Below are 21296 nucleotides of genomic sequence, written 5' to 3' on the forward strand. Positions count from 1 at the left end.
ATTGGGATATAGGATATTTCATGGTCATATCAAGTAAATTAGACCCTTTCGCAGTTTTTGACAGCTCTATGATCTTGGAAAATGTTTGTGTTTGATTTTGAACTTGGGAGGATACTCAGTGAGGCTACATAAGTTTTTATTGCTTTTTCTTGGGATTCTGGGGCTGCTGTCATTTCATTTTACTTCTACTGTTATGGCCGAGATTGATTATAGCGGAAGTAAAGAAGGATCATTTGAGGTTAAAGATCTTAAAGTTTTAGAATCAAAAACGCTTACCGAGGTACCGATCGGCGTGAAAGATTTGGAAATTAATATGGTCGGGACTAATGATATTGATATCCGTATTCTTGATATGGACGTAGTAGTAGATTCCGATGCTACTGAGGATGTGGAAAAGTACCGGCTGATCGTGGCGCATGACGACCAAGGGAAAAATCTTGGATATCACGATAAGAGTCTGGAGGAACAAATTCCTGATAGTTCTAGTACTGGTAGCGATGGCACGGGCTATTCTAAAGAATATAAAGGAATGGCAATTGAATACAGCGGATATGATGGATCGAATGAAACAATAAAGATCGGCTCGAATGGTACCAAAAATATTACAACAGCTCATTTGAAAATAGTAGCCACCGCTTTTACTGCCGGGGAAGGAAAAGTAACTTATAATTTTTTGGATTATACTCCGCCTGCCAGCGGGAATTCTATGGAAGATGCTATTCCCATTACAAAGGCGTTAACTACGATTTCGCTTGATCCCAATACAAAGAAATATTACAAATTCACACCTCAGTTGAGCGATCTCATTCGTATTTATGGAGTGGTTGTGGATGAAGAAGGGGGCAAGGGAGAGCTAGATTACGCTTTTGATGATGACGAATTTGGTATGTCAGGTAATGGTGGCGATGGAATAATAGACATAGATTTAAGCATCCTCGATTACGTCTTCGAGGCAGGAAAAGATTACTATTTGACGTTTACTAATAATACGTCCGATGCTCAAACACTTACATTGAATTTGGAAGCTTACCAGCTTACGGCAGATTCCAATACGATTGATGCAATCGGGACGAGTAGTTCTACCATACACGCGAAGGTAACGGGATTCGACGGAAAACCGGTTGCCGGGAAGCAATTCAGATTGGAAGCTTATGGCGGGGACTCGGTTATTACGCCTGAATCGGGAACGACCGATAGCAGCGGTCAGATCGATTTTCACGTAACCGACTCGACGTTCGAAGAAGTGACATATTCGCTTAAAGATTCGGACGATAGTTTATACTTGGGCTCGCCGGTAAGCGTAGTCTTTAATCAATGGCCGACGGCAGTGACCGAGCCTGCAAGCGCAATTGCTTCCACGAGCGCCGTCTTGAACGGGAAGGTAGACGATCAAGGAGCGGAGACAACCGTCAGCTTCGATTATGGAACAACCATGAGCTATGGCAGCACTGCGGCTGCAACAACAGGCGGTACTGTAGCTGCCGGAGCAGGAGGGACTCCGGTCGCGGTCACGTTACAAGGATTGATGTCGGAGACGACCTATCATTATCGGGTCATTGCAACCAATAGTTCAGGAACCCGGCAGGGAACTGATCAGACATTTACGACCGGCGCTTCGGTGACGATGTATGCCGTTACCTATGCAGCCGGAGATCACGGCACAATTAGCAGTACGAGCGAATCGGTGGCTCAAGGGGAACATCCCGCAGGAGTGCCTGCCGTAACACCAGCCGATGGGTATAGTTTCGCAGGGTGGAGCAGTGATGAAGGAGCTACATTGTTGAGCGGCTCCGATGTAGCAGCCACTACTGTGAATGGCGATATTACTTATACAGCGCGCTATACGCCGATCAGCTATACAGTAAGCTTCAATACGGGCGGCGGTTCCGAGGTAACGGCACAGCAGGTCAATTACAACGGCCATGCGACCGAGCCGGTAGCAGCTCCAACGAAGGAAGGCTACACGTTCGGCGGCTGGTATACGGACGATGCGTATGGAACGGCATTTGATTTTGCCAACACAGCGATTAAAGGCAGTACCACGGTCTATGCAAAATGGACCATCAACAGTTATACCGTAAGCTTCAACACTGCCGGCGGTTCCGAGGTAACGGCACAACAGGTTAACTACAACGGCCATGCAAGCGAGCCGGTGGCAGCTCCGACGAAGGAAGGCTACGCGTTCGGAGGCTGGTATACGGACGATGCATATGGAACGGCGTTTGATTTCACCAATACGGCGATCAAGGGTAACACTACAGTTTATGCAAAATGGATCATCAACGGCTATACAGTAAGCTTTAACACAGATGGCGGTACGGAAGTACCCGCACAGCAGGTCAACTACAACGGCCATGCGACTCAGCCGGTGACTGCACCGACGAAGGAAGGCTACACGTTCGGAGGCTGGTATACGGACGATGCGTATGGAACGGCGTTTGATTTTGCCAATACGGCGATCAAGGGTAACACTACAGTTTATGCAAAATGGATCATCAACGGCTATACAGTAAGCTTTAACACAGATGGCGGTACGGAAGTACCCGCACAGCAGGTCAACTACAACGGCCATGCGACTCAGCCGGTGACTGCACCGACGAAGGAAGGCTACACGTTCGGAGGCTGGTATACGGACGATGCGTATGGAACGGCGTTTGATTTTGCCAATACGGCGATCAAGGGTAACACTACAGTTTATGCAAAATGGATCATCAACGGCTATACAGTAAGCTTTAACACAGATGGCGGTACGGAAGTACCCGCACAGCAGGTCAACTACAACGGCCATGCGACTCAGCCGGCGACAGCTCCTACAAAAGAAGGGTACACCTTCGGCGGTTGGTACACGGACGATGCGTATGGAACGGCGTTTGATTTTGCCAACACAGCGATTAAAGGCAGTACCACGGTCTATGCAAAATGGATCATCAACGGCTATACAGTAAGCTTTAACACAGATGGCGGTACGGAAGTACCCGCACAGCAGGTCAACTACAACGGCCATGCGACTCAGCCGGCGACAGCTCCTACAAAAGAAGGGTACACCTTCGGCGGTTGGTACACGGACGATGCGTATGGAACGGCGTTTGATTTTGCCAACACAGCGATTAAAGGCAGTACCACGGTCTATGCAAAATGGATCATCAACGGCTATACAGTAAGCTTTAACACAGATGGCGGTACGGAAGTACCCGCACAGCAGGTCAACTACAACGGCCATGCGACTCAGCCGGCGACAGCTCCTACAAAAGAAGGCTACACGTTCGGCGGCTGGTATACGGATGATGCGTATGGAACGGCGTTTGATTTTGCTAACACGGCGATTACGGGAACTACCACGGTTTATGCAAAATGGAACATCAATCAGTATACCGTAAGCTTTAACACAGATGGCGGTACGGAAGTACCCGCACAGCAGGTCAATTACAACGGCCATGTAACGGAGCCGGTGACAGCCCCAACGAAGGAAGGCTACACCTTCGGCGGTTGGTACACGGACGATGCGTATGGAACGGCGTTTGATTTTGCCAACACAGCGATTAAAGGCAGTACCACGGTCTATGCAAAATGGATCATCAACGGCTATACAGTAAGCTTTAACACAGATGGCGGTACGGAAGTACCCGCACAGCAGGTCAACTACAACGGCCATGCGACTCAGCCGGCGACAGCTCCTACAAAAGAAGGGTACACGTTCGGCGGCTGGTATACGGACGCTGCGTATGGAACGGCATTTGATTTCGCCAACATGGCGATTAAAGGCAATACCACGGTCTATGCAAAATGGAGCATCAACCAGTATACGGTAAGCTTCAATACGGCCGGTGGTTCCGAGGTAACCGCACAGCAGATCAACTACAATGGCCATGTGACCGAGCCGGCGACAGCTCCTACAAAAGAAGGCTACACGTTCGGCGGCTGGTATACGGATGATGCGTATGGAACGGCATTTGATTTCGCCAATACGGCGATTACGGGAACTACCACGGTCTATGCAAAATGGGATATCAATGGCTATACCGTAAGCTTTAACACGGGTGGCGGTTCCGAGGTAACGGCACAGCAGGTCAACTACAACGGCCATGCAAGCGAGCCGGTGACAGCTCCAACGAAGGAAGGCTACGCGTTTAGCGGCTGGTATACGGACGATGCGTATGGAACGGCGTTTGATTTCACTAACACAGCCATTAAAAACAACACCACGGTTTATGCAAAATGGACCATCAACGGCTATACAGTAAGCTTTAACACAGATGGCGGTACGAAAGTAACGGCACAGCAGGTCAATTACAACGGCCATGCAAGCGAGCCGGTGACTGCACCGACGAAGGAAGGCTACACGTTCGGCGGCTGGTATACGGACGATGCGTATGGAACGGCATTTGATTTTGCCAACACAGCGATCAAGGGTAACACTACAGTTTATGCAAAGTGGACGATCAACAACTATGCAGTCAGCTTTAACACCGGAGGCGGTACGGAAGTACCCGCACAGCAGGTCAACTACAACGGCCATGCAAGCGAGCCGGTGACAGCTCCAACGAAGGAAGGCTACGCGTTTAGCGGCTGGTATACGGACGATGCGTATGGAACGGCATTTGATTTTGCCAACACAGCGATTAAAGGCAATACCACGGTCTATGCAAAATGGACCATCAACAGTTATACCGTAAGCTTTAACACGGCAGGCGGTACGGAAGTACCCGCACAGCAGGTCAACTACAACGGTCATGCAAGCGAGCCGGCGACAGCTCCGACGAAAGCGGGCTATATGTTTGCCGGATGGTATACGGACAGCAACTCTAATGAGCCGTTCCATTTTACGGAGCAGGCAATTACAAGCAACTTGACGCTCTCGGCCAAATGGATCATGAATGTGCCGGGCGTACCTGTCATCCAGTCGGCGGCAGCCGGGGACGCGCAGGTTACGGTGACTTGGACTCAAGTGCCGGGCGCATCGGGCTACAAAATTTATCAGAGCACAGCCGCGGGAAGCTACGCAAATCCGTTAACGACGGTGAGCGGCGCAGTGTACAGCTATACGTCGTCAGGATTGAAAAACGGAACACCGTATTACTATGTAGTGAAAGCTATCAATGAAGGCGGAGACAGTGCGCCGTCCAACGAGATCACGGCAACACCGCAGGTGCTGTCTCCAGGAGCTCCGGAGATCGTTGCAGCTCAACCGGGGAATAAGCAAGTCCGCCTGAACTGGAAGCCGGTAGCGGGAGCGGTAGGCTACACGGTTTACTCCGGCACCGCTTCGGGCAAGTATGGCAAAGAAGCGGCGACTGTGAGCGGTTCGGTGTACAGCTACGAGGTGACTGGGCTAACCAATGGCACAACGTATTACTTTGTCGTGAAGGCAACCAATCCGGGAGGTGAGAGTCCGGTATCCAATGAAGTGAGCGCAACGCCGAAATCGGTACCGTCGGCTCCGACATCGGTCACTGCGGTTGCGGGCAAAGGACAGGCCGTCATTACGTTCACTCCTTCGGATGATGACGGAGGCAGCCCGATTACGGGCTACGAGGTCGCAGCCTCTCCGGGCAACATAACGGTCAGCGGGACCGCAAGCCCGATTACCGTCACCGGCTTGACCAATGGCATCGCCTATACGTTTACGGTGAAGGCGGTAAACGGCGTGGGAGCGGGCACCGCTTCGGAACCGTCCAACGCGGTGACTCCTTTTATTCCTTCCAAAGGAGGCGGGGGCGGTACATCTGCTCCTTCGACGGGATCGAACACATCGGGAGCATCAACGGGAGTCGACGTGCTTGTTAACGGTAAGGCGGAGAACGCCGGAACGGCAACGACGGCAACGGTAAACAATCAGTCCGTGACGACAATCGCCGTTGATCCGAAGAAGCTGGAAGAGAAGCTTGCGGCCGAAGGGCAGCATGCGGTTATCACGATTCCGATGACGGCGAAGTCGGATGTGGTCGTCGGAGAATTGAACGGGCAAATGGTGAAGAACATGGAGAGCAGCCAAGCCGTTGTCGAACTGAAGACGGACAGCGCCACATACACCTTGCCTGCGCAGCAAATCAATATTGATGCGATTTCCGAACAGATCGGCAAGAGCGTACCGCTCGAAGCGATTCGGATTCAAATCGAGATCGCCAAGCCGGAAGCGTCGATGGCGCAGGTCGTAGAGAATGCCGCGGCCAAAGGCGAGTTCACGATCGTGGCTCCGGCGGTACAGTTTACGGTCAAAGGCACATACGGAGATAAGACGATTGAGGTGTCCAAATTCAACGCTTACGTGGAAAGAACGATCGTCATTCCGGACGGCGTCGATCCGAAGAAAATTACGACCGCGGTCGTCGTCGACCCGGATGGAACGGTACGTCACGTGCCGACACGCATCGTTGTTGAAGACGGACGATATGTCGCCAAAATCAACAGCTTGACGAACAGCACTTACTCGGTAGTCTGGCATCCGCTGGAGTTCAAGGACGTCGCCCAGCATTGGGCGAAGGATTCGGTGAACGATATGGGCTCGCGGATGGTCATTAACGGAGTGAGCGATGACCGCTTCAATCCGGATCAAGAGATTACGCGGGCGGAATTCGCCGCGATTTTGGTTCGAGCTCTGGGCTTGAAGCCGGAAGCGGGGGCGGCGCCGTTTACAGATGTGCATAACTCCGATTGGTACGCGGGAGCGATCCAAACGGCGTATGCATACCAATTGATCGGCGGCTTTGAGGACGGGACCTTCCGTCCGACGGACAGCATCACACGGGAACAAGCGATGACGATCATGTCCAAAGCGATGACGATCACGGAGCTGAAGCAGAAGCTTGGTTCCGGTGCGGCAGCGCTGAACACGTTCGAGGACGCGGATACGGTATCCGGCTGGGCGGCGAAAGCAATTAGCGATTGCTTGCAGGCAGGTCTGGTTACAGGCCGAGGCGATCATCGTCTGGAGCCTCAGGCATCGATTTCGCGGGCCGAGGTTGCGGCGATCGTACAACGGCTGCTGCAAAAATCCGGTCTGATCTGATCGCAAAGAGAATGATTGCTTGAACGGAATAAATAATGGAGAGTTGCCGCATTTGCTGCGGCAGCTCTTTTTTCTTAAAGAAAGCACGCCGATTGTATGCGGCCTGCGGCTCCGACAAGGAGTTTTGCCTGTCTGGTGGAGGAGGGCTCGTATATTGTGGAATGGATAAACCCGTGAAACGGCCGAGTCCACGGGCCGAGGCGAACGTTAGCGATTCTACAGCCTGTTCCCGCAGGCTTCGTCTTCGTTTGCGCCGCGCGTCAGGCGGCCACTTAAAAGCAGGACAACATGCTATTTTCTCTTTTACAGTTGCGATAATGAAAATCATTATCATATAATACATAAGTATTCACTGTATGCAGAGGAGAGATAACATGTTGAAATTAACTGCACGCCGGTTCGCTGCGGCCTTGCTGGTTGTTGTGCTGATGTTCCTATCCGCATGCGGAGGCGGCAGCAGCGCGGGGCCGTCCGCAGGATCGGAGGCGACGCCCGTCCCGGACAAGGAAGCGGCTACCCGCAGCTTCGATACGGTCAAGGGCAAGGTGCAAATTCCCGTCAAGCCCAAACGGATCGTGACGGACTATTACGGCGGCGAGCTGCTTGCGGTAGGAGCCAATGTGGTCGGAGTGGAGCCGACGACGTTCGATAATCCGTTTCTGAAGGACAAGCTGAAGGGGGCTGCCGATGTCGGCACACAGGTCAATCCGGAAAAAACGCTGGAGCTGGCCCCGGATTTGATCGTCGTGATGTACGATACCAATTACGAGGCGTTGTCCAAGATCGCCCCGACCTTATACCTGCCGTTCGGAACGGCCAAAAACATCGAAGAGACCGTGAAGCTGTTCGGAGATATTGCAGGCGAGAAAGAAAAAGCGGAGAAGTTTATGGCCGATTTCAACCAAAAGGCCGCTCAAGGCCGCGAGAAGCTGAAGGGCGTAATCGACGAGAACGCGACCTTCGGATTGTACGAGCTGACGAATAAAGGCGATCTGTGGATTTTCGGAGATAATGCCGGACGCGGCGGGCAAGCCGTGTACAATGCGCTGAAGCTGAAAATGCCTTCGAAGACAAGCGGCAGCGCGGAACAGACGGTGCAGCTTTCGATGGAAGTGCTGCCGGATTACGCCGCGGACTACATGTTCCTGACTTCTTACGATCCGGAGAATAAAGGCGAGGCGCTGAAGCAACTGCAGGACTCTTCCGTATGGAAGGGGCTCAAAGCTTACAAAAACAATACGATATTTTACAACGACTTCAACACGTTCTACCGGTACGATCCGATTGCGGTGATGGCGCAGATCGACCTGGTTGTCGATATGCTGACGAAGCGGAGCGAAGAGAACAAGAAGAAATAGCCTTTTTCCCGCGCGGCAGCCGGGAGTTCGAAGGGGCACCCGTTTTTCTCAAGAGGCGGGTGTTTTTTGCCGTATAGGAAGGTTTCAATTTTCGCTAAATACGCCTGCCCGGACGTCTTGGAAAAGACTTCGCGATAGGCAGTTTTCTCGCTTAAATCGGGACGAGGCCAGGGACTGAACGGGGCTTCATCGGATAGCGCCCAATTTCATGATTGCAACTAGGGCAACGTCTTGGTATAATAATTGTAAAAATTACGAATAGAGAAGGTTGATAGTCATGGCTAAAAAATCGAAAGTCATCAAAGAACAGAAGAGGCAAGCCACCGTTGCCCGCTATGCGGAGCTCAGGAAGCAGCTTAAGGATAATAAAGATTATGCGGGCCTGAGCAAGCTGCCCAGAGACGCCTCGCCGACAAGACTTCATCACCGCTGCGAGGTAACGGGAAGACCGCACGGTTATCTTCGCAAGTTCAAAGTTTCGCGTATCGTATTTCGTGAATTGGCTTATAAAGGTCAGATCCCGGGAGTCAAAAAGGCAAGCTGGTAAAAGGATGTACGTGTTCTTGAGGTGAAGTTGGGATGGATCGTTTTACGATTCGAAGGCTCGAAAACATTTTGGACGGATATATTGCATTGAAGGTGCCCCGAGATGTCCGATCTTCTGTCCGCTTGACATACCAATGGGATGAAAATCGGTTGACCTTGCGGGAGGAACGCCCGGATGATCACGGCCGAAAGTGGCTGGGCGCGGCTATCGTGCAATTTCGTCTGGAGCAAAGCATGTGGCATGTATATGCCAAAGACGGGGATAACGCTTGGCAAATCGCAGCATCGATTGCGCCTCATTCCGATTTCGAGCGGCAGCTGGAACAGGTTGAGCTCGATCGGGAGGGGATTTTCTGGATTTCGTAGCCGCATCGAACGGGGGAAGGCCGTTTCATGCCGCTGTGAGGATTGGAGTGAGGGCCCGACGATAACGTCGGGCTTTCGTATTGCGGAATTTACTCGAAGGAGCTTGCATTCATGAGCAAAAAGAACACTAACAGCCGTCTCCCCCGATCCAAGGGGATCGACATGGGTACTTTTTACGAGACCAAAGATTGTGCGAAAAAAGTAAAACGGATCGTCCTGCCGCCGGCCCATCGGCAAATCATCGAAGAATTTATTACGATTTTTGGCATGAAGGATACATTCGAGCAATACGACGTGCCGATTCCCAACAAGATGATTTTGTTCGGCCCGCCCGGCACCGGGAAAACGCTGAGCGCGTTCTATATCGCGACGAGGCTGGAGCTTCCTTTGATTCTGGTCCGGCTGGACGCGATTATTCATAGTCATTTGGGGGAAACCGGCAGCAATATACGAAAAATATTCGATTACGCCAAAGGATCGCCGTGCGTACTGTTCCTGGATGAATTCGACGCCATCGCCAGAACGCGCGAGACCACCCCAAAATCGTTCGCGAGGGTTAAACCGCAATCGCCGCAAGGAGCAATGAATCGATTTTGCCGATAAACTAAGATCCCATAAGGGTACGGAGGATACTGAGAATAAAGCGTAATAATTACGTTATAAGCGGACGCCGGTTATGTTGATTACCATAATAAAGGATGGATGCACGGATGACGAAAGCAGCGGGTGTCGTTGGAAAGAAGGGATCATTATTGAAATCCTATGATTGTCTGATTGTGGGGGGAGGCGCCGCGGGGATCGGGATGGGATGCGCGCTGCAAGAGCTGGGCGTCGAACGCTTCGGCATAGTCGAGAGGGGGGAGGTCGGCGCTTCCTTCCTTATGTGGCCGCAGGAAATGCGCATGATTACACCGTCCTTTACGAGCAATGCCTACGGGATGATGGATCTTAACGCGATCGCCCTGAAAACGTCCCCTGCGTATACGCTCGGCACGGAACATCCTTCCGGCGAAGATTATGCGCACTATTTGCAGGCCGTGGCGGAGTATAAAAAGCTGCCGATACACGCCGGCGTGGATGTCACCTCGGTTCAGCCGCTGCCGGAAGGCGGATTTGAGCTGCAAACATCGCATGGATCGATGCGCAGTCGATTCGTGATCTGGGCGGCCGGGGAGTTTCAGTATCCGCGGCTGGACGGATTTCCCGGAGCGGAATACGCTCTCCATAACAGCTTGATCGGCCAATGGCGGGAGGTGGAAGGCGAGGACATCGTCGTCATCGGCGGCTACGAAAGCGGCGCCGACGCGGCGATTCATTTGAGCCGGCTGGGCAAAAAGGTGACGCTGATCGACCGGAGCGGCCGTTGGACGGAAAAAGGCAGCAGCGACCCGAGCGTCGAGCTATCGCCGTACACGAAGGACCGCTTAAAGGAGACCGGGGACGGGACAATCGAGCTCATGTCCGGCTATGAAGTGCATTGGATTGAGCCGGCCGATGGCGGGGGATACCTGATTTACTGCGAGGACGCTTCCGGCGCCAGCCGGTTCGTGAAGACGAGTCATCAGCCGATATTGGCTACAGGGTTCAAAGGGAGCCTGGAGATGATTCGGCATCTGTTCGAACAAGATGAAGACGATGTGACGATATTGAACGAATACGACGAATCGACGAAGACGCCGGGATTATTCGTATCCGGACCGAGCGTTACGCACGGCAGCCTGCTGTTTTGCTTCATCTACAAATTCCGGCAGCGCTTCGGCGTGGTGGCGGAAGCGATCGGGCAGCGGCTCGGGCTGGACACGCAACCATTGGAGGAATACCGCAAGCAGGGCATGATGCTGACCGATCTGAGCTGCTGCGGGGAGGATTGCACATGCTGACTAAAGCGCGGGAGCATCCGCATACGGCGGTGCTGATCGGGTTCGAATCCTCCGGCAAATCGGCGTTGTTTCGCGGGCTTACCGGGGAGGACACGGGGGAGGAGGCGAACTTTCGCGGTTCGACGATCCGGTCGCGCCGAGGGCATCTGACCGCCGAGCTGGATCTTGCCGATCTTCCCGGCCTTCGGGTCCAGGATGACAGCAGGACGACGCAGGAGGCCCTCGGGGCCGTCACCGATGCGGATATCGTCGTTCTTGTCGTGCGCGCTACGCATGCCGCAGTGGAGCTGCCGCTGCTGCTGGAGGCCGTGAAGGCGGAGGGCAAACGGGCGGTGCTCGTCCTGACGTTTGCGGATAAAATGCCCGCCGATCTGACGGAGGTAGCGCGGTATTACAGCGATTGGCTGGGCATTCCCGTCCGCATGGCGGATGCGCGCCGGCTGACGGAGGCGGGCAGAACGGAGCTGCTCATGTCGCTGGCGCTGGCCAAGCCGATTCGCCCTAAGGCGAAGGCATTGCTGAAGGCGGACTTTCCCGCTCTGCGCCCTCAATCCACCTGGTTCGAGCATCCCGTGTGGGGACGGCCCTTGTCGCTGGCGATGACGCTCTTGCTCTTCGCCGCACCGGTGCTGCTGGCCTATGTGCTGTCGGCATGGCTGCAGCCGATAGCGGATCGGAGCATTATCGATCCGATCCGGTCCTGGCTTGAAGGCGTTCCTCCGCTGCTGCGGCCCTTCTTCGTCGGCGATTACGGCATCGTCACGCTCGGCTTGTACTCCTTCCTGTGGGCGTTCCCCGTCGTGCTGCTGCTTGGCGTCAGCGTAGCGCTGGCAGAGGAGAGCGGGATCAAGGATCGGATCACCGACTCGCTGGACGGCTGGATGCGCCGGATTGGGCTAAGCGGCCGCGATCTGATTCCCGTCTTGTCCGGCTTCGGCTGCAACGTCGTGGCGGTATTCCAAAGCCGCGCCTGCAGCGCCTGCACCCGCAAATCCTGCGTATCGCTGATTGCGTTCGGTTCCGCCTGCAGCTACCAGATCGGTGCTTCCTTATCGGTGTTCGGATCGGCCGGCCATCCATGGCTGTTTGTGCCGTATGTAGCCGTCGTCGGTTTGGTCGGGGCGCTGCATACGCGGTTATGGCATCGCGCATCGGGCTGGCTGGCTACTCCGGCGTACGAGACCCGGACCTTTCTGCAAAGGCCGGGAATACGCGCCGTAAGCTGGCGGGTGCGCACCGTGATTAAGCAGTTTATGTTTCAGGCTATGCCGATCTTTATCGCCATTTGCTTGATCGCCGCCATCCTGCAGCTGACTGGACTGCTGGAATGGCTGTCGAAAGCCGCAGGACCCGTGCTGCAATGGTTTCATTTACCGGCGGAGGCGGCAAGCGGCGTCATCTTTTCCATGTTACGTAAGGACGGATTGCTCGTTTTGAATTACGGCGAAGGGGGATTGCTGCAGTCGCTGGACGCGGGGCAGGTTTTCGTCCTGGTGTACCTGGCTTCGACGCTGACCGCCTGCCTGGTGACGCTGCGGACCGTGGGCAAGGAATTCGGCTGGTCATTTGCCGCCTCATTGGCCGGCAAACAAGCGCTGACGTCTCTCGTTTCCACAGGAATCATCCTGTTGGCGGTGGGCAGGTAACGCGATCCCGCCATCCGGCCTGGGGAACGACGGTTCATCGTCACGCTCATAACAATAGAAGCAAAGGAAATGATACCATTGAAAACGGCTTATGTTATAGCAAGTGCCGGGCTTATGCTGCTTATGTTGGGAGGCTGCGGGCCAAGCGAGCCGTCCTCCGTATCGTCGGCGCCAACGCCGCCGGTTGCCGCTGTAACGGACCAAGCGGAGCAGGCTGCGAATACGGCAAGCGCCATCAATTGGACCGAGCCGTCCGGCGGTCCTTATCCGGCTTTGGCCAAGGGCGAAACCATCTGGCTCGACGTCTCGATCGGCGATCAAAAGGTCTATGTCAAGGACGGGGATAAAGTATTATACACGATGGTGATGTCTTCCGGTCTGGACACATCGCCGGACAATACTTCGCCTCAAGGAACCTATTACATCGAACCGGAAAGAGGCGATTGGTTCTACAGCAAGAAAGCGAAGGAAGGCGCCATGTACTGGGTTTCCTGGAAAAACCACGGCGAGTTTCTGTTTCACAGCGTCCCAATGGACGAAGAGCGGCATGTCATTGTCGATGAAGCCGACAAGCTGGGTCAGAAAGCGTCGCACGGATGCTTCCGGCTCTCCATCCCGGATGCGAAATGGATTTACGATCATGTGCCGAAGCAGACGAAGGTTGTCGTTCACTCGTAAGAAGGTCAACATGAATAGACAAGAAAACGGTCTGCGACAGGGCCGTTTTTTCTTGGCTATCTTTCTCAGGCATCCCCATTTCTTATTCTCCGCTTCGCTATCCATTATGCATATCCTGCGAAAATAAACCTTACTTGACCGGTTATTCTCGTCGATTGCCGTTGTCGAGATGGGCATCCGCTTCGAAAGCGGATTCCGAGATTGGCGAGCAAATGATCGCGCGGTTGAAACGAGTCGTGAGCGGGAAAGGGCGGAGAACTGACTTTTACGAACACAAAAAGTTATTAAGAACATGGATATTTAAATGGCCGCCCCAAATGATCTGGTTGTTACGCTAACAAGATACGTTAGTGCAACTTCCGGCGTCTTTTTGCGTCTAAATTTGGCAGCGCGTTTATTTCATTATTTTTACAAATAAGGGGTATTTATAAAATGAGAAAATATATAACAGGCTTCGCAGTTGGCGCCATTTTGGCCGGGACGACGGCGGTTTATGCGGATAATGCCATTAATGCGGTGCTATTCCCGGCGAAATATGAGGTGAACGGCAAAGCAATGCAGCTGCCTGATGGCTACTCGACCATCAATGTGGACGGTCATGCGTATGTCCCGATCCGTTTTGCCGCTGAAAGCTTGGGTGCCGTAGTTGCCTACGATCACGACAGCACGACGATCCAAGTCGACAACGACTTTCCCGTCACGAACATGAACAGCGGTATTCGCGCCGGCCATTTGCAGGTAACCAAAACAGCCGAAGGGGCTGCGGTCGAAGGCAAGCTGTTTGTCGGGCAGGACCACTGGGAAGCGATGGCGAACTCGCGAAAAAGCGGCATTGCTCCGGGAAGCGACGTTACGGTTACGGGAGATCTTTTATTCTATGACGATCAGGGCAAGCATATAGGCAAAGTGCCGATCCAAGCGGCGTTCGTCGCCAAGGGCGATCAGATTCGCGATTTCAAGGCGACGGCCGATCGCGACGTGACGGGCTATGCATTTGCTTTGCTGGCTAATGTAGGTCCGGTTCCGAGGGGGCTGCCGGTTCCGCCTACCGTCGATGTCTACGATTCGTCGAACAGACTGGGCATCGGCGATGTCCGGATGGCCGCGCAGGACGGTTTTACGAAAATACGCGGCTGGGTCAGCCTGAACCAAACGGGCAATTACCGATACGATGCCACGCTGACCTTCTATGATGCGGCAGGCAAGGCGCTTGGTACGGCGGAATTGAAGCAGACGGGCAGCGGCAGCGCCGAAAGCTTCACCGCAACGACATTCGAAATCGCAGGCAAGGGCGATTTTACCGACTACAAATCCGTATCGGTAACGGTAAATACGTTCGAACCGACTAGCGATCCATTGAAATAACGGCATCTGCCGCATCGTTAGGAGCAGGCCGTGCGCTTCGCCGTGTTTGGTCTGGTCGAGGCCGCTTCTCCTTAGTGAGGGGAGACGGCCTTTCTGGCTATGAGCATCGTTTCAGCCTTTTGCGGATCGTGCATTAAGACCTTCCTGTATTCGATCATCCAGTCCAGCGTTTCAAGAATTTGATCATATTCGGCTTTCTTCTGCTCAATCTCTTTTTCTTTTGTTCGATCCAGTCAATGACCTGCTGGTTCGTCTTCGTGTTGGTATCTTTATCCTGAAAAATCTCTTTTAGCTCGGCCAGCGAGCAGCCCAGTCCCTGAAACTTCTTGATCATCTGTAGACGCTCCACAGCTTCGTCAGAATAATGGCGATAGTTATTTTTCTCCCGCTGAACATGACGGCTGTCGAACAGGCCTTCCTTTTCGTAAAAACGGATCGTGTGAACGGATAATCCCATCTTTTTCGCTAATTCTTGAATTTTCATATTCATTTCTCCTCAGAATGACTTGCCTTAGAGTTCACTCTATAGATTATGCTTGAATGGTGCAAGTCATCAACCGCGTAAAGGATCATCCTTTGTGTGGAAAATCTTATGAGGAGAGATCATGATGCGTATTTTTGTAACCGGAGCAACCGGCTATATCGGTTCAGAAGTGGTTCGCGAACTGCTGGAAGGCGGTCATCAAGTTACAGGACTTACCCGTTCGGATCAGGGCGCCGCCTTATTGGAGAAGGCCGGCGCAGAGGTTCATCGCGGCACTCTTGAGGATCTTGACAGCCTTCAACGCGCCGCCGCTGCCGCCGATGGTGTGATTCACCTGGCATTTAACCATGATTTTTCGGATTTTGCCGGATCGCTGGCTGCGGATCTGCGTGCCGTAGAAGCGATGGGAGCGGCGCTTGAAGGCTCCGGCAAGCCGTTCGTGATTACGGCTCACGCCAATGGGGTTGCATCGGAGAATGCAGTTATCGGACTGGCTGAACGCGGGGTGCGGACATCTATCGTGTCGCTTGCGCCATCGGTGCACGGGGAACAAGATAAGGGCTTTGTACCGCGATTGATTCACATCGCCCGTATGAAGGGCTTCTCCGCTTACATCGGCGACGGGGCCAATCGCTGGCCGGCCGTTCATCGCTTCGATGCGGCGGCACTGTTCCGCTTGGCCGTTGAAGCCGCACCGGCAGGCTCGCGGCTGGATGGCGTGGGCGATGAAGGTATCCGATTCCGCGACATTGCCGCAGTGATCGGACGGCAGCTGAACCTGCCGACGGTCAGCATTTCCCGTGAGGAGGCAGAAGCTCACTTTGGTTTTCTAGGCGTCCTTGCAGCGCTTGATATCCCTAGATCGAGTGCGCAGACTCAGGAGCTGCTGGGCTGGCGTCCTGTGCAGCCGGGGCTGCTTGAAGATCTCGAGCAAGGGCACTATTTCCAATAAATAATCGAGTAACGACTTGCGACCGGCAGAAGCGGCGGCAAGCTGGAGCCGCAAGCTTCCTCTCTCGAGCGGAAGCTGCGGCGATCGTATAAAGACTTAATCCGAGCTGATGCGAGAGCACCGCCGCCATAGATAAGGGTTATCGCTTTGGAAGTTTTAAAAGGGTGGTGAGAAACAGCCACTCCGCGTGCGAAAGCATCTTCCGATTGCTCTTGTCCCCGGATTTCTTGAATAGATGAGCCCGTGAAACGGGGGAAATCCGGGAACAAAGGCGAACGCTAAAGCTTCTCCAGATTGCTCTCGCTTACTTCGCCCGCTTTTTCACCGGACTTTTAAGGGCTGCCGGGCGGCGGCCCTTTTTTTGCCATGGCGTGCACGGTCAGCTGTTTGGGTGAAAGCTTCGCCATGTCTAAGCATAAATGGACTTGACACCGCTCTCATTTATGATTAGTATGAAGAAGCGGACAATTGGGTCACCCAATTACCCATAAATCCGTAAACACATAAGTCATGAACATACGGAAAGGTTAATGACAATGACGATTAAGAAGATTAAATATCATCGGGTCTACGAGGATGTCATCGAGCAGATCGAGAATCTCATTCTCGAAGGCAATCTGGCTCCGGGCGATGTGCTGCCGACGGAGAGAGAGCTGGCCCAGGCGTTCGGCATCAGCCGCGGCACCTTGCGGGAGGCGTTCCGTATACTGGAGCGGGAAGGGCTGATCGAGACGCGCCCTGGCGGCGGACGGTTCCTTAGCAAAAATTTGAGCAAAGCGGAAGATCAGAAGCGCATTATCGAGAATATCGAGCGGGCGACGATTATGGAGCTGCTGGAGGCGCGGGAAATTTTCGAGACCGGCATCGTGGAGTTGGCGGCGTTAAGGGCGACGGAGCAGGATATTGCGGAGATTGAAAACGCTCTGGAGCGCTGGGGCACGATCGATACCGATTCGGACGATCCGGCGAACCCGGATCAAGCGTTCCATCTATCCATTGCGAAGGCGACGCATAATGTAGTGCTGGTGAATCTGATCGATCTGCATATGGATCTGCTGCAGAAGACGGCGACGAAGACGGTGGACATTCCCGGCCGGAAGGCGGAAGTATATAAGGAGCATTTCCGGATTTTGCAGGCGATCAAAGAGAAAGACCCGCAGAAGGCGAAGGAAGCGCTGCTGCATCATATCGGCCAAGTGAAGTCGAATATTATGCATAATAAAGTGGGATCAAACGGATGATGCGCATCCTTTTGATCGTTTAATTGGGTCATCCAATTATCCAAATGAACAGCGGCGAGTGGAATCGTCAGGCAGGACGGCGGTTTTTGCAAATTTAATGTAATCGGTTACAAATCTCCGGAGAGTGGAGGGTGCATATGACAACAGAACAATTCAAAATACTGGCCCCCTGCGGCATGCTGGGGTACGGTTTTCCCAAGGCTTCCTTCATGAAAGGCATGGAACTGAAGCCGGACGCGATTGTCGTCGACGCCGGTTCTACCGACGCAGGGCCTCATAAGCTGGGCGCAGGAACGGCGATTGTGAGCAAGCAGGCTTGCAAGAAGGACTTGGAGATCATCGTTACCGAAGGGGCCAAAGCGGGCATCCCGGTTATCATCGGGTCTGCCGGAGGCAGCGGAGCCAAGGTTCACGTCGAATGGACGCAGGCGATCATCATGGAGATTCTGCAAGAGCAGGGGATCGGCGGCGTCAAGCTCGCCACGATCTGGGCGGACATCCCCCACGAGGTGGTGGAGGCGAAGCTGCAAGCGGGCGAGTGCGAGCCGCTCGGCCTGTCCGTCGCCCCGCTGACGCCGGAGAGGCTGCAGGCGACGAGCCGCATCGTCGCGCAGATGGGCCACGAACCGATCATCGAGGCGCTCGCCGCGGGAGCGGATATTATCATCTGCGGGCGCGCTTACGATCCGTCGCCGTTCGCGGCGGTCGCGATGTTCCACGGCTACGATACGGCGCTCGCCTATCATCTCGGCAAAATCCTCGAATGCGCCGCCTTATCCGCGGAGCCGGGGACGACCAAAGACAGCATGCTCGGCACGCTGAAGAAGGATTCGTTCATCGTGCAGCCGCTGAGCGAAGCGCGCCGGTGCACGGCCGTATCAGTGGCGGCCCACACGTTCTACGAGAAGGATCACCCGTACATCCTGCACGGGCCGGGTCTGGTGCTGAACCTGGAGCATTGCCGGTTCACCGAGCTCGGCGACGGCAGCGTCGAAGTGACCGGCAGCCGGATCGAAAAGGCGCCGGAGTACAAGATCAAGCTGGAAGGCGCGATGAAGGTCGCCTACCGGACGTTCGTCGTCGCCGGCGTGCGCGACCCGCTGCTGATCGCCCGCATCGAAGAGGTGGAGGAGCTGGTGAAGCAGCAGGTGCGGGACTACTACAGCGAGATTGCGCCGGACGATTACCGGATTCATTTTATCAACTACGGCTTGAACGGCGTACTCGGCGAATTGGAGCCGCAGCGCACCCCCGCCCATGAGCTGGGCGTCGTCTTCGAGGTGGTGGCGAAGACGCAGGAGCTGGCAAATGCGATCTGCAGCTCGGTCCGCTCGACCTTCCTGCATTACGGCTATGAAGGCCGCAAGGCGACGGCGGGCAATCTGGCGTTTCCTTTTGCCCCGAGCGATGTGCCGTTCGGCGCGGTGTACGAATTTTCCGTCTATCACCTAATGGACGTCTCTGACGGGCTGGAGATGTTCCCCATCGAATACACGGAGGTGAAGCCATGAAGCTATATGACGCAGCAGCCGTATTGCGCAGCAAGAACAGCGGCCCGTTCGAAATTACGGTCGACGTCTTGTTCGCCGACCCCGACGTGTATAACAAGATCAAGCAATCCGGACTCATCAATAAACAGCTCGTCTCGCGGTTATATAACATTGCCGAAGAGCAAATTATGCATATCGTGTTTTTCGATCAGGCGCTCGGCTTCAAGATTACGTTCTCCCGCAAAGTATCGTCCGGCACATTCCTCGACCGCGACGTGTACGGGGCCCAGCAGCACGCGCCGCTGATGGAACTGGAAGTGAATCTATGAACGAGGCGGCAGATCCGACGGTTCGTCCGAACGCGGCTGCATCCGGTTTTATAGTAAAGCGGGATTATAACTTGAACAAAAACTTTCCCATTCACATCTCACGCTGGATGCCGAGCATTTATATGGAACCGTTTCATTGGCACACCTCGTTTGAAGTCGGATATTGCATTGAGGGGAAGGGACTCTTTCACTTTGAGGATAAGAGATATGAGATCAACACAGGCGATGTGTTCGTTGTGAGTCATATGGAACAGCATCGGGCGCAATCCGATCCCTTGAAGCCGTGTCAGTTTCACTTCTTGAAATTTGAAGGCTCTTTGATCGATGGAGGGGAGAATGAGCTATTAGCCCCGTTCTTTATGAAGTCGCCGTATTTCGTGAATAAAATCGACGGACATCTGCCCGCGGCCGTACCGATTGGAGCGCTGCTGCGAGACATTTGGAATGAAATGCAGGAGCAGGAGCGGGCGTATACGAGCATGGTAAGAGGATTATTATTACAAGTATGCACTCATCTGTTCCGCCATTATGCCAAAGAAATTCCGATGGAAGAGTGGACCCGTTCGCTGCAGGCCTATAAAAAATTGCAGCCGGCGCTCGGGCTGATTCACCAACAATATCACGAACCTATTCAGCTGAAGGATCTAGCTGCGAGCTTATCCTTGAGCACGTCCCGGGCTTATCATTTATTTAAAGAAACGATGGGAGAAGGCTTCAAAGAATATTTAACCAAAGTCCGCATTCACGAGTCGAAAAAGAAATTGAGCGATCCCAATGTATCGATTACCGAGGTGTATCTGTCATGCGGCTTTCAAGGCCATGCTTCGTTCTACAGATCGTTTAAACAAATTGTAGGAATGACCCCTAAGGAATTCAGAAAATATATGCTCACTTTGTAACGATAGCTATTTTTGAGAAGAATTAAAGCGAATTGAAGAGGACGCATCCGCAACAATTCATTACAATGTAACGTATGGAAATAAGCGCTTTCATGTTGAGCGTTAAGGCAGCTTGACAATCAGCTTAGAATTTTACCGGACAAGAGGTGAGAATACCAAGTGAACACTAGAATGAAGCGAATGTGGGCAGATAAAACATTGTATCTCATGCTGCTTCCCTGCATCATCTATTTCGTGCTGTTCCACGTATGGCCGATTATCGGCATGAAGCTGGCCTTCTACGATTACCGCATTCTCGGCGATCACGAGTTCGTCGGTCTCAAATATTTCAAGGAGCTGTTCAGCACTCCGGTTTTCGCCAATGTCTTGCAGAACACCTTAATTATTAGCGCGATGAAAATGTTCCTTATTTTCCCGATCCCGATCTGCTTCGCCTTGATGCTGAACGAATTCGCCAACGGGAAGTTCCGCAAAGCGGTGCAGGTCGTATCGTACTTGCCGCATTTTCTGTCATGGGTCGTTATTGCCGGGATCTGGTTCGAGTTCCTATCCCCGTCGACCGGGGCGGTCAATGAATTCGTAAAGGCGCTCGGCATGCCGGCCAAAGATTTTCTCACCGACAAGGACAGCATCCGCTGGGTGCTGCTGGCAAGCGAAGCTTGGCGCAGTATCGGCTGGGACTCGATCATTTTCTTAGCCGCGATTATGGGCGTCAGCCCGAGCTTGTATGAGGCCGCTTACGTCGACGGCGCCAGCCGCTGGCATATCGTGACGCGCATCGTGCTGCCGCATCTATACGTGCCGATGGTGACCATCTTCATCCTGAATGTCGGCTTCATTATGAATGCCGGACTGGATCAGGTGCTCAACTTCACGAATGATTCCGTCAACAGCCAAATCGACATTATCGATACGTACGTATACCGCGTCGGTCTGATCAACGGGCAATATTCGTTCGCAACGGCGGCCAACCTGTTCAAAAGCTTGATCGGCGTCGTGCTCGTGCTGTCCACGCATTTTATCTCGAAGAAATTAACGAACAAAGGCGCATGGTAA

General features: G+C 53.5%; 16 protein-coding genes. 15 read left to right on the plus strand and 1 reads right to left on the minus strand.

The window, feature by feature from the left end; all coding sequences use genetic code 11:
- The first annotated feature begins 970 nt into the window (after positions 1–970).
- The 9 genes from N0M98_RS30640 (at position 971) to N0M98_RS30680 (ending at position 14845) form a co-directional block, all read left to right on the plus strand.
- Positions 971–7006 carry an InlB B-repeat-containing protein gene (locus tag N0M98_RS30640; RefSeq protein WP_259620158.1) on the plus strand — a complete coding sequence of 2012 codons (6036 nt, stop codon included), beginning with the start codon at positions 971–973 and terminating at the stop codon, positions 7004–7006.
- A gap of 374 nt (positions 7007–7380) precedes the next feature.
- Positions 7381–8364, plus strand: coding sequence for an ABC transporter substrate-binding protein (locus tag N0M98_RS30645; RefSeq protein ID WP_249861141.1), 984 nt, complete (start codon positions 7381–7383; stop codon positions 8362–8364).
- A 277-nt stretch (positions 8365–8641) separates the two neighbouring features.
- Complete coding sequence (gene rpsN / locus N0M98_RS30650) at positions 8642–8911, plus strand: 30S ribosomal protein S14 (protein ID WP_259620159.1); 270 nt, start codon at positions 8642–8644, stop codon at positions 8909–8911.
- A 32-nt stretch (positions 8912–8943) separates the two neighbouring features.
- Positions 8944–9276: a DUF3024 domain-containing protein gene (locus tag N0M98_RS30655; protein WP_259620160.1), complete on the plus strand. Its 333-nt coding sequence runs from the start codon at positions 8944–8946 to the stop codon at positions 9274–9276.
- Positions 9277–9387: 111 nt separating this feature from the next.
- Positions 9388–9879, plus strand: a complete 492-nt coding sequence (locus N0M98_RS30660) for an AAA family ATPase (protein ID WP_375295572.1) — start codon at positions 9388–9390, stop codon at positions 9877–9879.
- Between the two features lie 149 nt (positions 9880–10028).
- On the plus strand, positions 10029–11156 hold the full coding sequence (locus tag N0M98_RS30665; RefSeq protein WP_259620161.1) for an NAD(P)/FAD-dependent oxidoreductase: 1128 nt from the start codon (positions 10029–10031) through the stop codon (positions 11154–11156).
- Complete coding sequence (locus tag N0M98_RS30670) at positions 11150–12802, plus strand: nucleoside recognition domain-containing protein (protein ID WP_259620162.1); 1653 nt, start codon at positions 11150–11152, stop codon at positions 12800–12802. The genes N0M98_RS30665 and N0M98_RS30670 overlap by 7 nt, the downstream gene beginning before the upstream one ends.
- 78 nt (positions 12803–12880) lie before the next feature.
- Positions 12881–13480, plus strand: a complete 600-nt coding sequence (locus N0M98_RS30675) for a L,D-transpeptidase (RefSeq protein ID WP_375295573.1) — start codon at positions 12881–12883, stop codon at positions 13478–13480.
- Positions 13481–13912: 432 nt separating this feature from the next.
- The gene (locus N0M98_RS30680) at positions 13913–14845 is read left to right on the plus strand and encodes a stalk domain-containing protein (RefSeq protein WP_259620164.1); all 933 of its coding nucleotides are present in this window, start codon (positions 13913–13915) and stop codon (positions 14843–14845) included.
- Between the two features lie 154 nt (positions 14846–14999).
- On the opposite strand, the gene N0M98_RS30685 is transcribed toward N0M98_RS30680, so the two are convergent.
- Positions 15000–15329 carry a MerR family transcriptional regulator gene (locus N0M98_RS30685; RefSeq protein WP_259620165.1) on the minus strand — a complete coding sequence of 110 codons (330 nt, stop codon included), beginning with the start codon at positions 15327–15329 and terminating at the stop codon, positions 15000–15002.
- A gap of 124 nt (positions 15330–15453) precedes the next feature.
- On the opposite strand from N0M98_RS30685, the gene N0M98_RS30690 reads away from it, so the two are divergent.
- From N0M98_RS30690 to N0M98_RS30715, 6 genes are all read left to right on the plus strand, one after another.
- A complete protein-coding gene (locus N0M98_RS30690) occupies positions 15454–16281 on the plus strand; it encodes an SDR family oxidoreductase (protein ID WP_259620172.1) in 828 nt (275 codons plus the stop codon).
- A 536-nt stretch (positions 16282–16817) separates the two neighbouring features.
- Positions 16818–17522, plus strand: a complete 705-nt coding sequence (locus tag N0M98_RS30695; RefSeq protein WP_259620166.1) for a FadR/GntR family transcriptional regulator — start codon at positions 16818–16820, stop codon at positions 17520–17522.
- A gap of 137 nt (positions 17523–17659) precedes the next feature.
- A complete protein-coding gene (locus N0M98_RS30700; protein WP_249861153.1) occupies positions 17660–19033 on the plus strand; it encodes an acyclic terpene utilization AtuA family protein in 1374 nt (457 codons plus the stop codon).
- On the plus strand, positions 19030–19341 hold the full coding sequence (locus N0M98_RS30705) for a DUF4387 domain-containing protein (protein ID WP_249861154.1): 312 nt from the start codon (positions 19030–19032) through the stop codon (positions 19339–19341). The genes N0M98_RS30700 and N0M98_RS30705 overlap by 4 nt, the downstream gene beginning before the upstream one ends.
- Positions 19338–20240: an AraC family transcriptional regulator gene (locus tag N0M98_RS30710; protein WP_259620167.1), complete on the plus strand. Its 903-nt coding sequence runs from the start codon at positions 19338–19340 to the stop codon at positions 20238–20240. The genes N0M98_RS30705 and N0M98_RS30710 overlap by 4 nt, the downstream gene beginning before the upstream one ends.
- A 171-nt stretch (positions 20241–20411) precedes the next feature.
- On the plus strand, positions 20412–21296 hold the full coding sequence (locus tag N0M98_RS30715; RefSeq protein ID WP_249861156.1) for an ABC transporter permease: 885 nt from the start codon (positions 20412–20414) through the stop codon (positions 21294–21296).

Origin of the sequence: Paenibacillus doosanensis, assembly GCF_025060755.1 — a bacterium.
Taxonomy (GTDB): Bacteria; Bacillota; Bacilli; order Paenibacillales; family NBRC-103111; genus Paenibacillus_S; species Paenibacillus_S doosanensis.

Bases quoted from the DNA above. Each gene is read 5' to 3' on its own strand.
- N0M98_RS30645 (WP_249861141.1), top strand. From the start codon at position 7,381: ATGTTGAAATTAACTGCACGCCGGTTCGCTGCGGCCTTGCTGGTTGTT.
- rpsN (WP_259620159.1), top strand. From the start codon at position 8,642: ATGGCTAAAAAATCGAAAGTCATCAAAGAACAGAAGAGGCAAGCCACC.
- N0M98_RS30655 (WP_259620160.1), top strand. From the start codon at position 8,944: ATGGATCGTTTTACGATTCGAAGGCTCGAAAACATTTTGGACGGATAT.
- N0M98_RS30660 (WP_375295572.1), top strand. From the start codon at position 9,388: ATGAGCAAAAAGAACACTAACAGCCGTCTCCCCCGATCCAAGGGGATC.
- N0M98_RS30670 (WP_259620162.1), top strand. From the start codon at position 11,150: ATGCTGACTAAAGCGCGGGAGCATCCGCATACGGCGGTGCTGATCGGG.
- N0M98_RS30680 (WP_259620164.1), top strand. From the start codon at position 13,913: ATGAGAAAATATATAACAGGCTTCGCAGTTGGCGCCATTTTGGCCGGG.
- N0M98_RS30685 (WP_259620165.1), bottom strand. From the start codon at position 15,329: ATGAAAATTCAAGAATTAGCGAAAAAGATGGGATTATCCGTTCACACG.
- N0M98_RS30690 (WP_259620172.1), top strand. From the start codon at position 15,454: ATGCGTATTTTTGTAACCGGAGCAACCGGCTATATCGGTTCAGAAGTG.
- N0M98_RS30695 (WP_259620166.1), top strand. From the start codon at position 16,818: ATGACGATTAAGAAGATTAAATATCATCGGGTCTACGAGGATGTCATC.
- N0M98_RS30700 (WP_249861153.1), top strand. From the start codon at position 17,660: ATGACAACAGAACAATTCAAAATACTGGCCCCCTGCGGCATGCTGGGG.
- N0M98_RS30705 (WP_249861154.1), top strand. From the start codon at position 19,030: ATGAAGCTATATGACGCAGCAGCCGTATTGCGCAGCAAGAACAGCGGC.
- N0M98_RS30710 (WP_259620167.1), top strand. From the start codon at position 19,338: ATGAACGAGGCGGCAGATCCGACGGTTCGTCCGAACGCGGCTGCATCC.
- N0M98_RS30715 (WP_249861156.1), top strand. From the start codon at position 20,412: ATGAAGCGAATGTGGGCAGATAAAACATTGTATCTCATGCTGCTTCCC.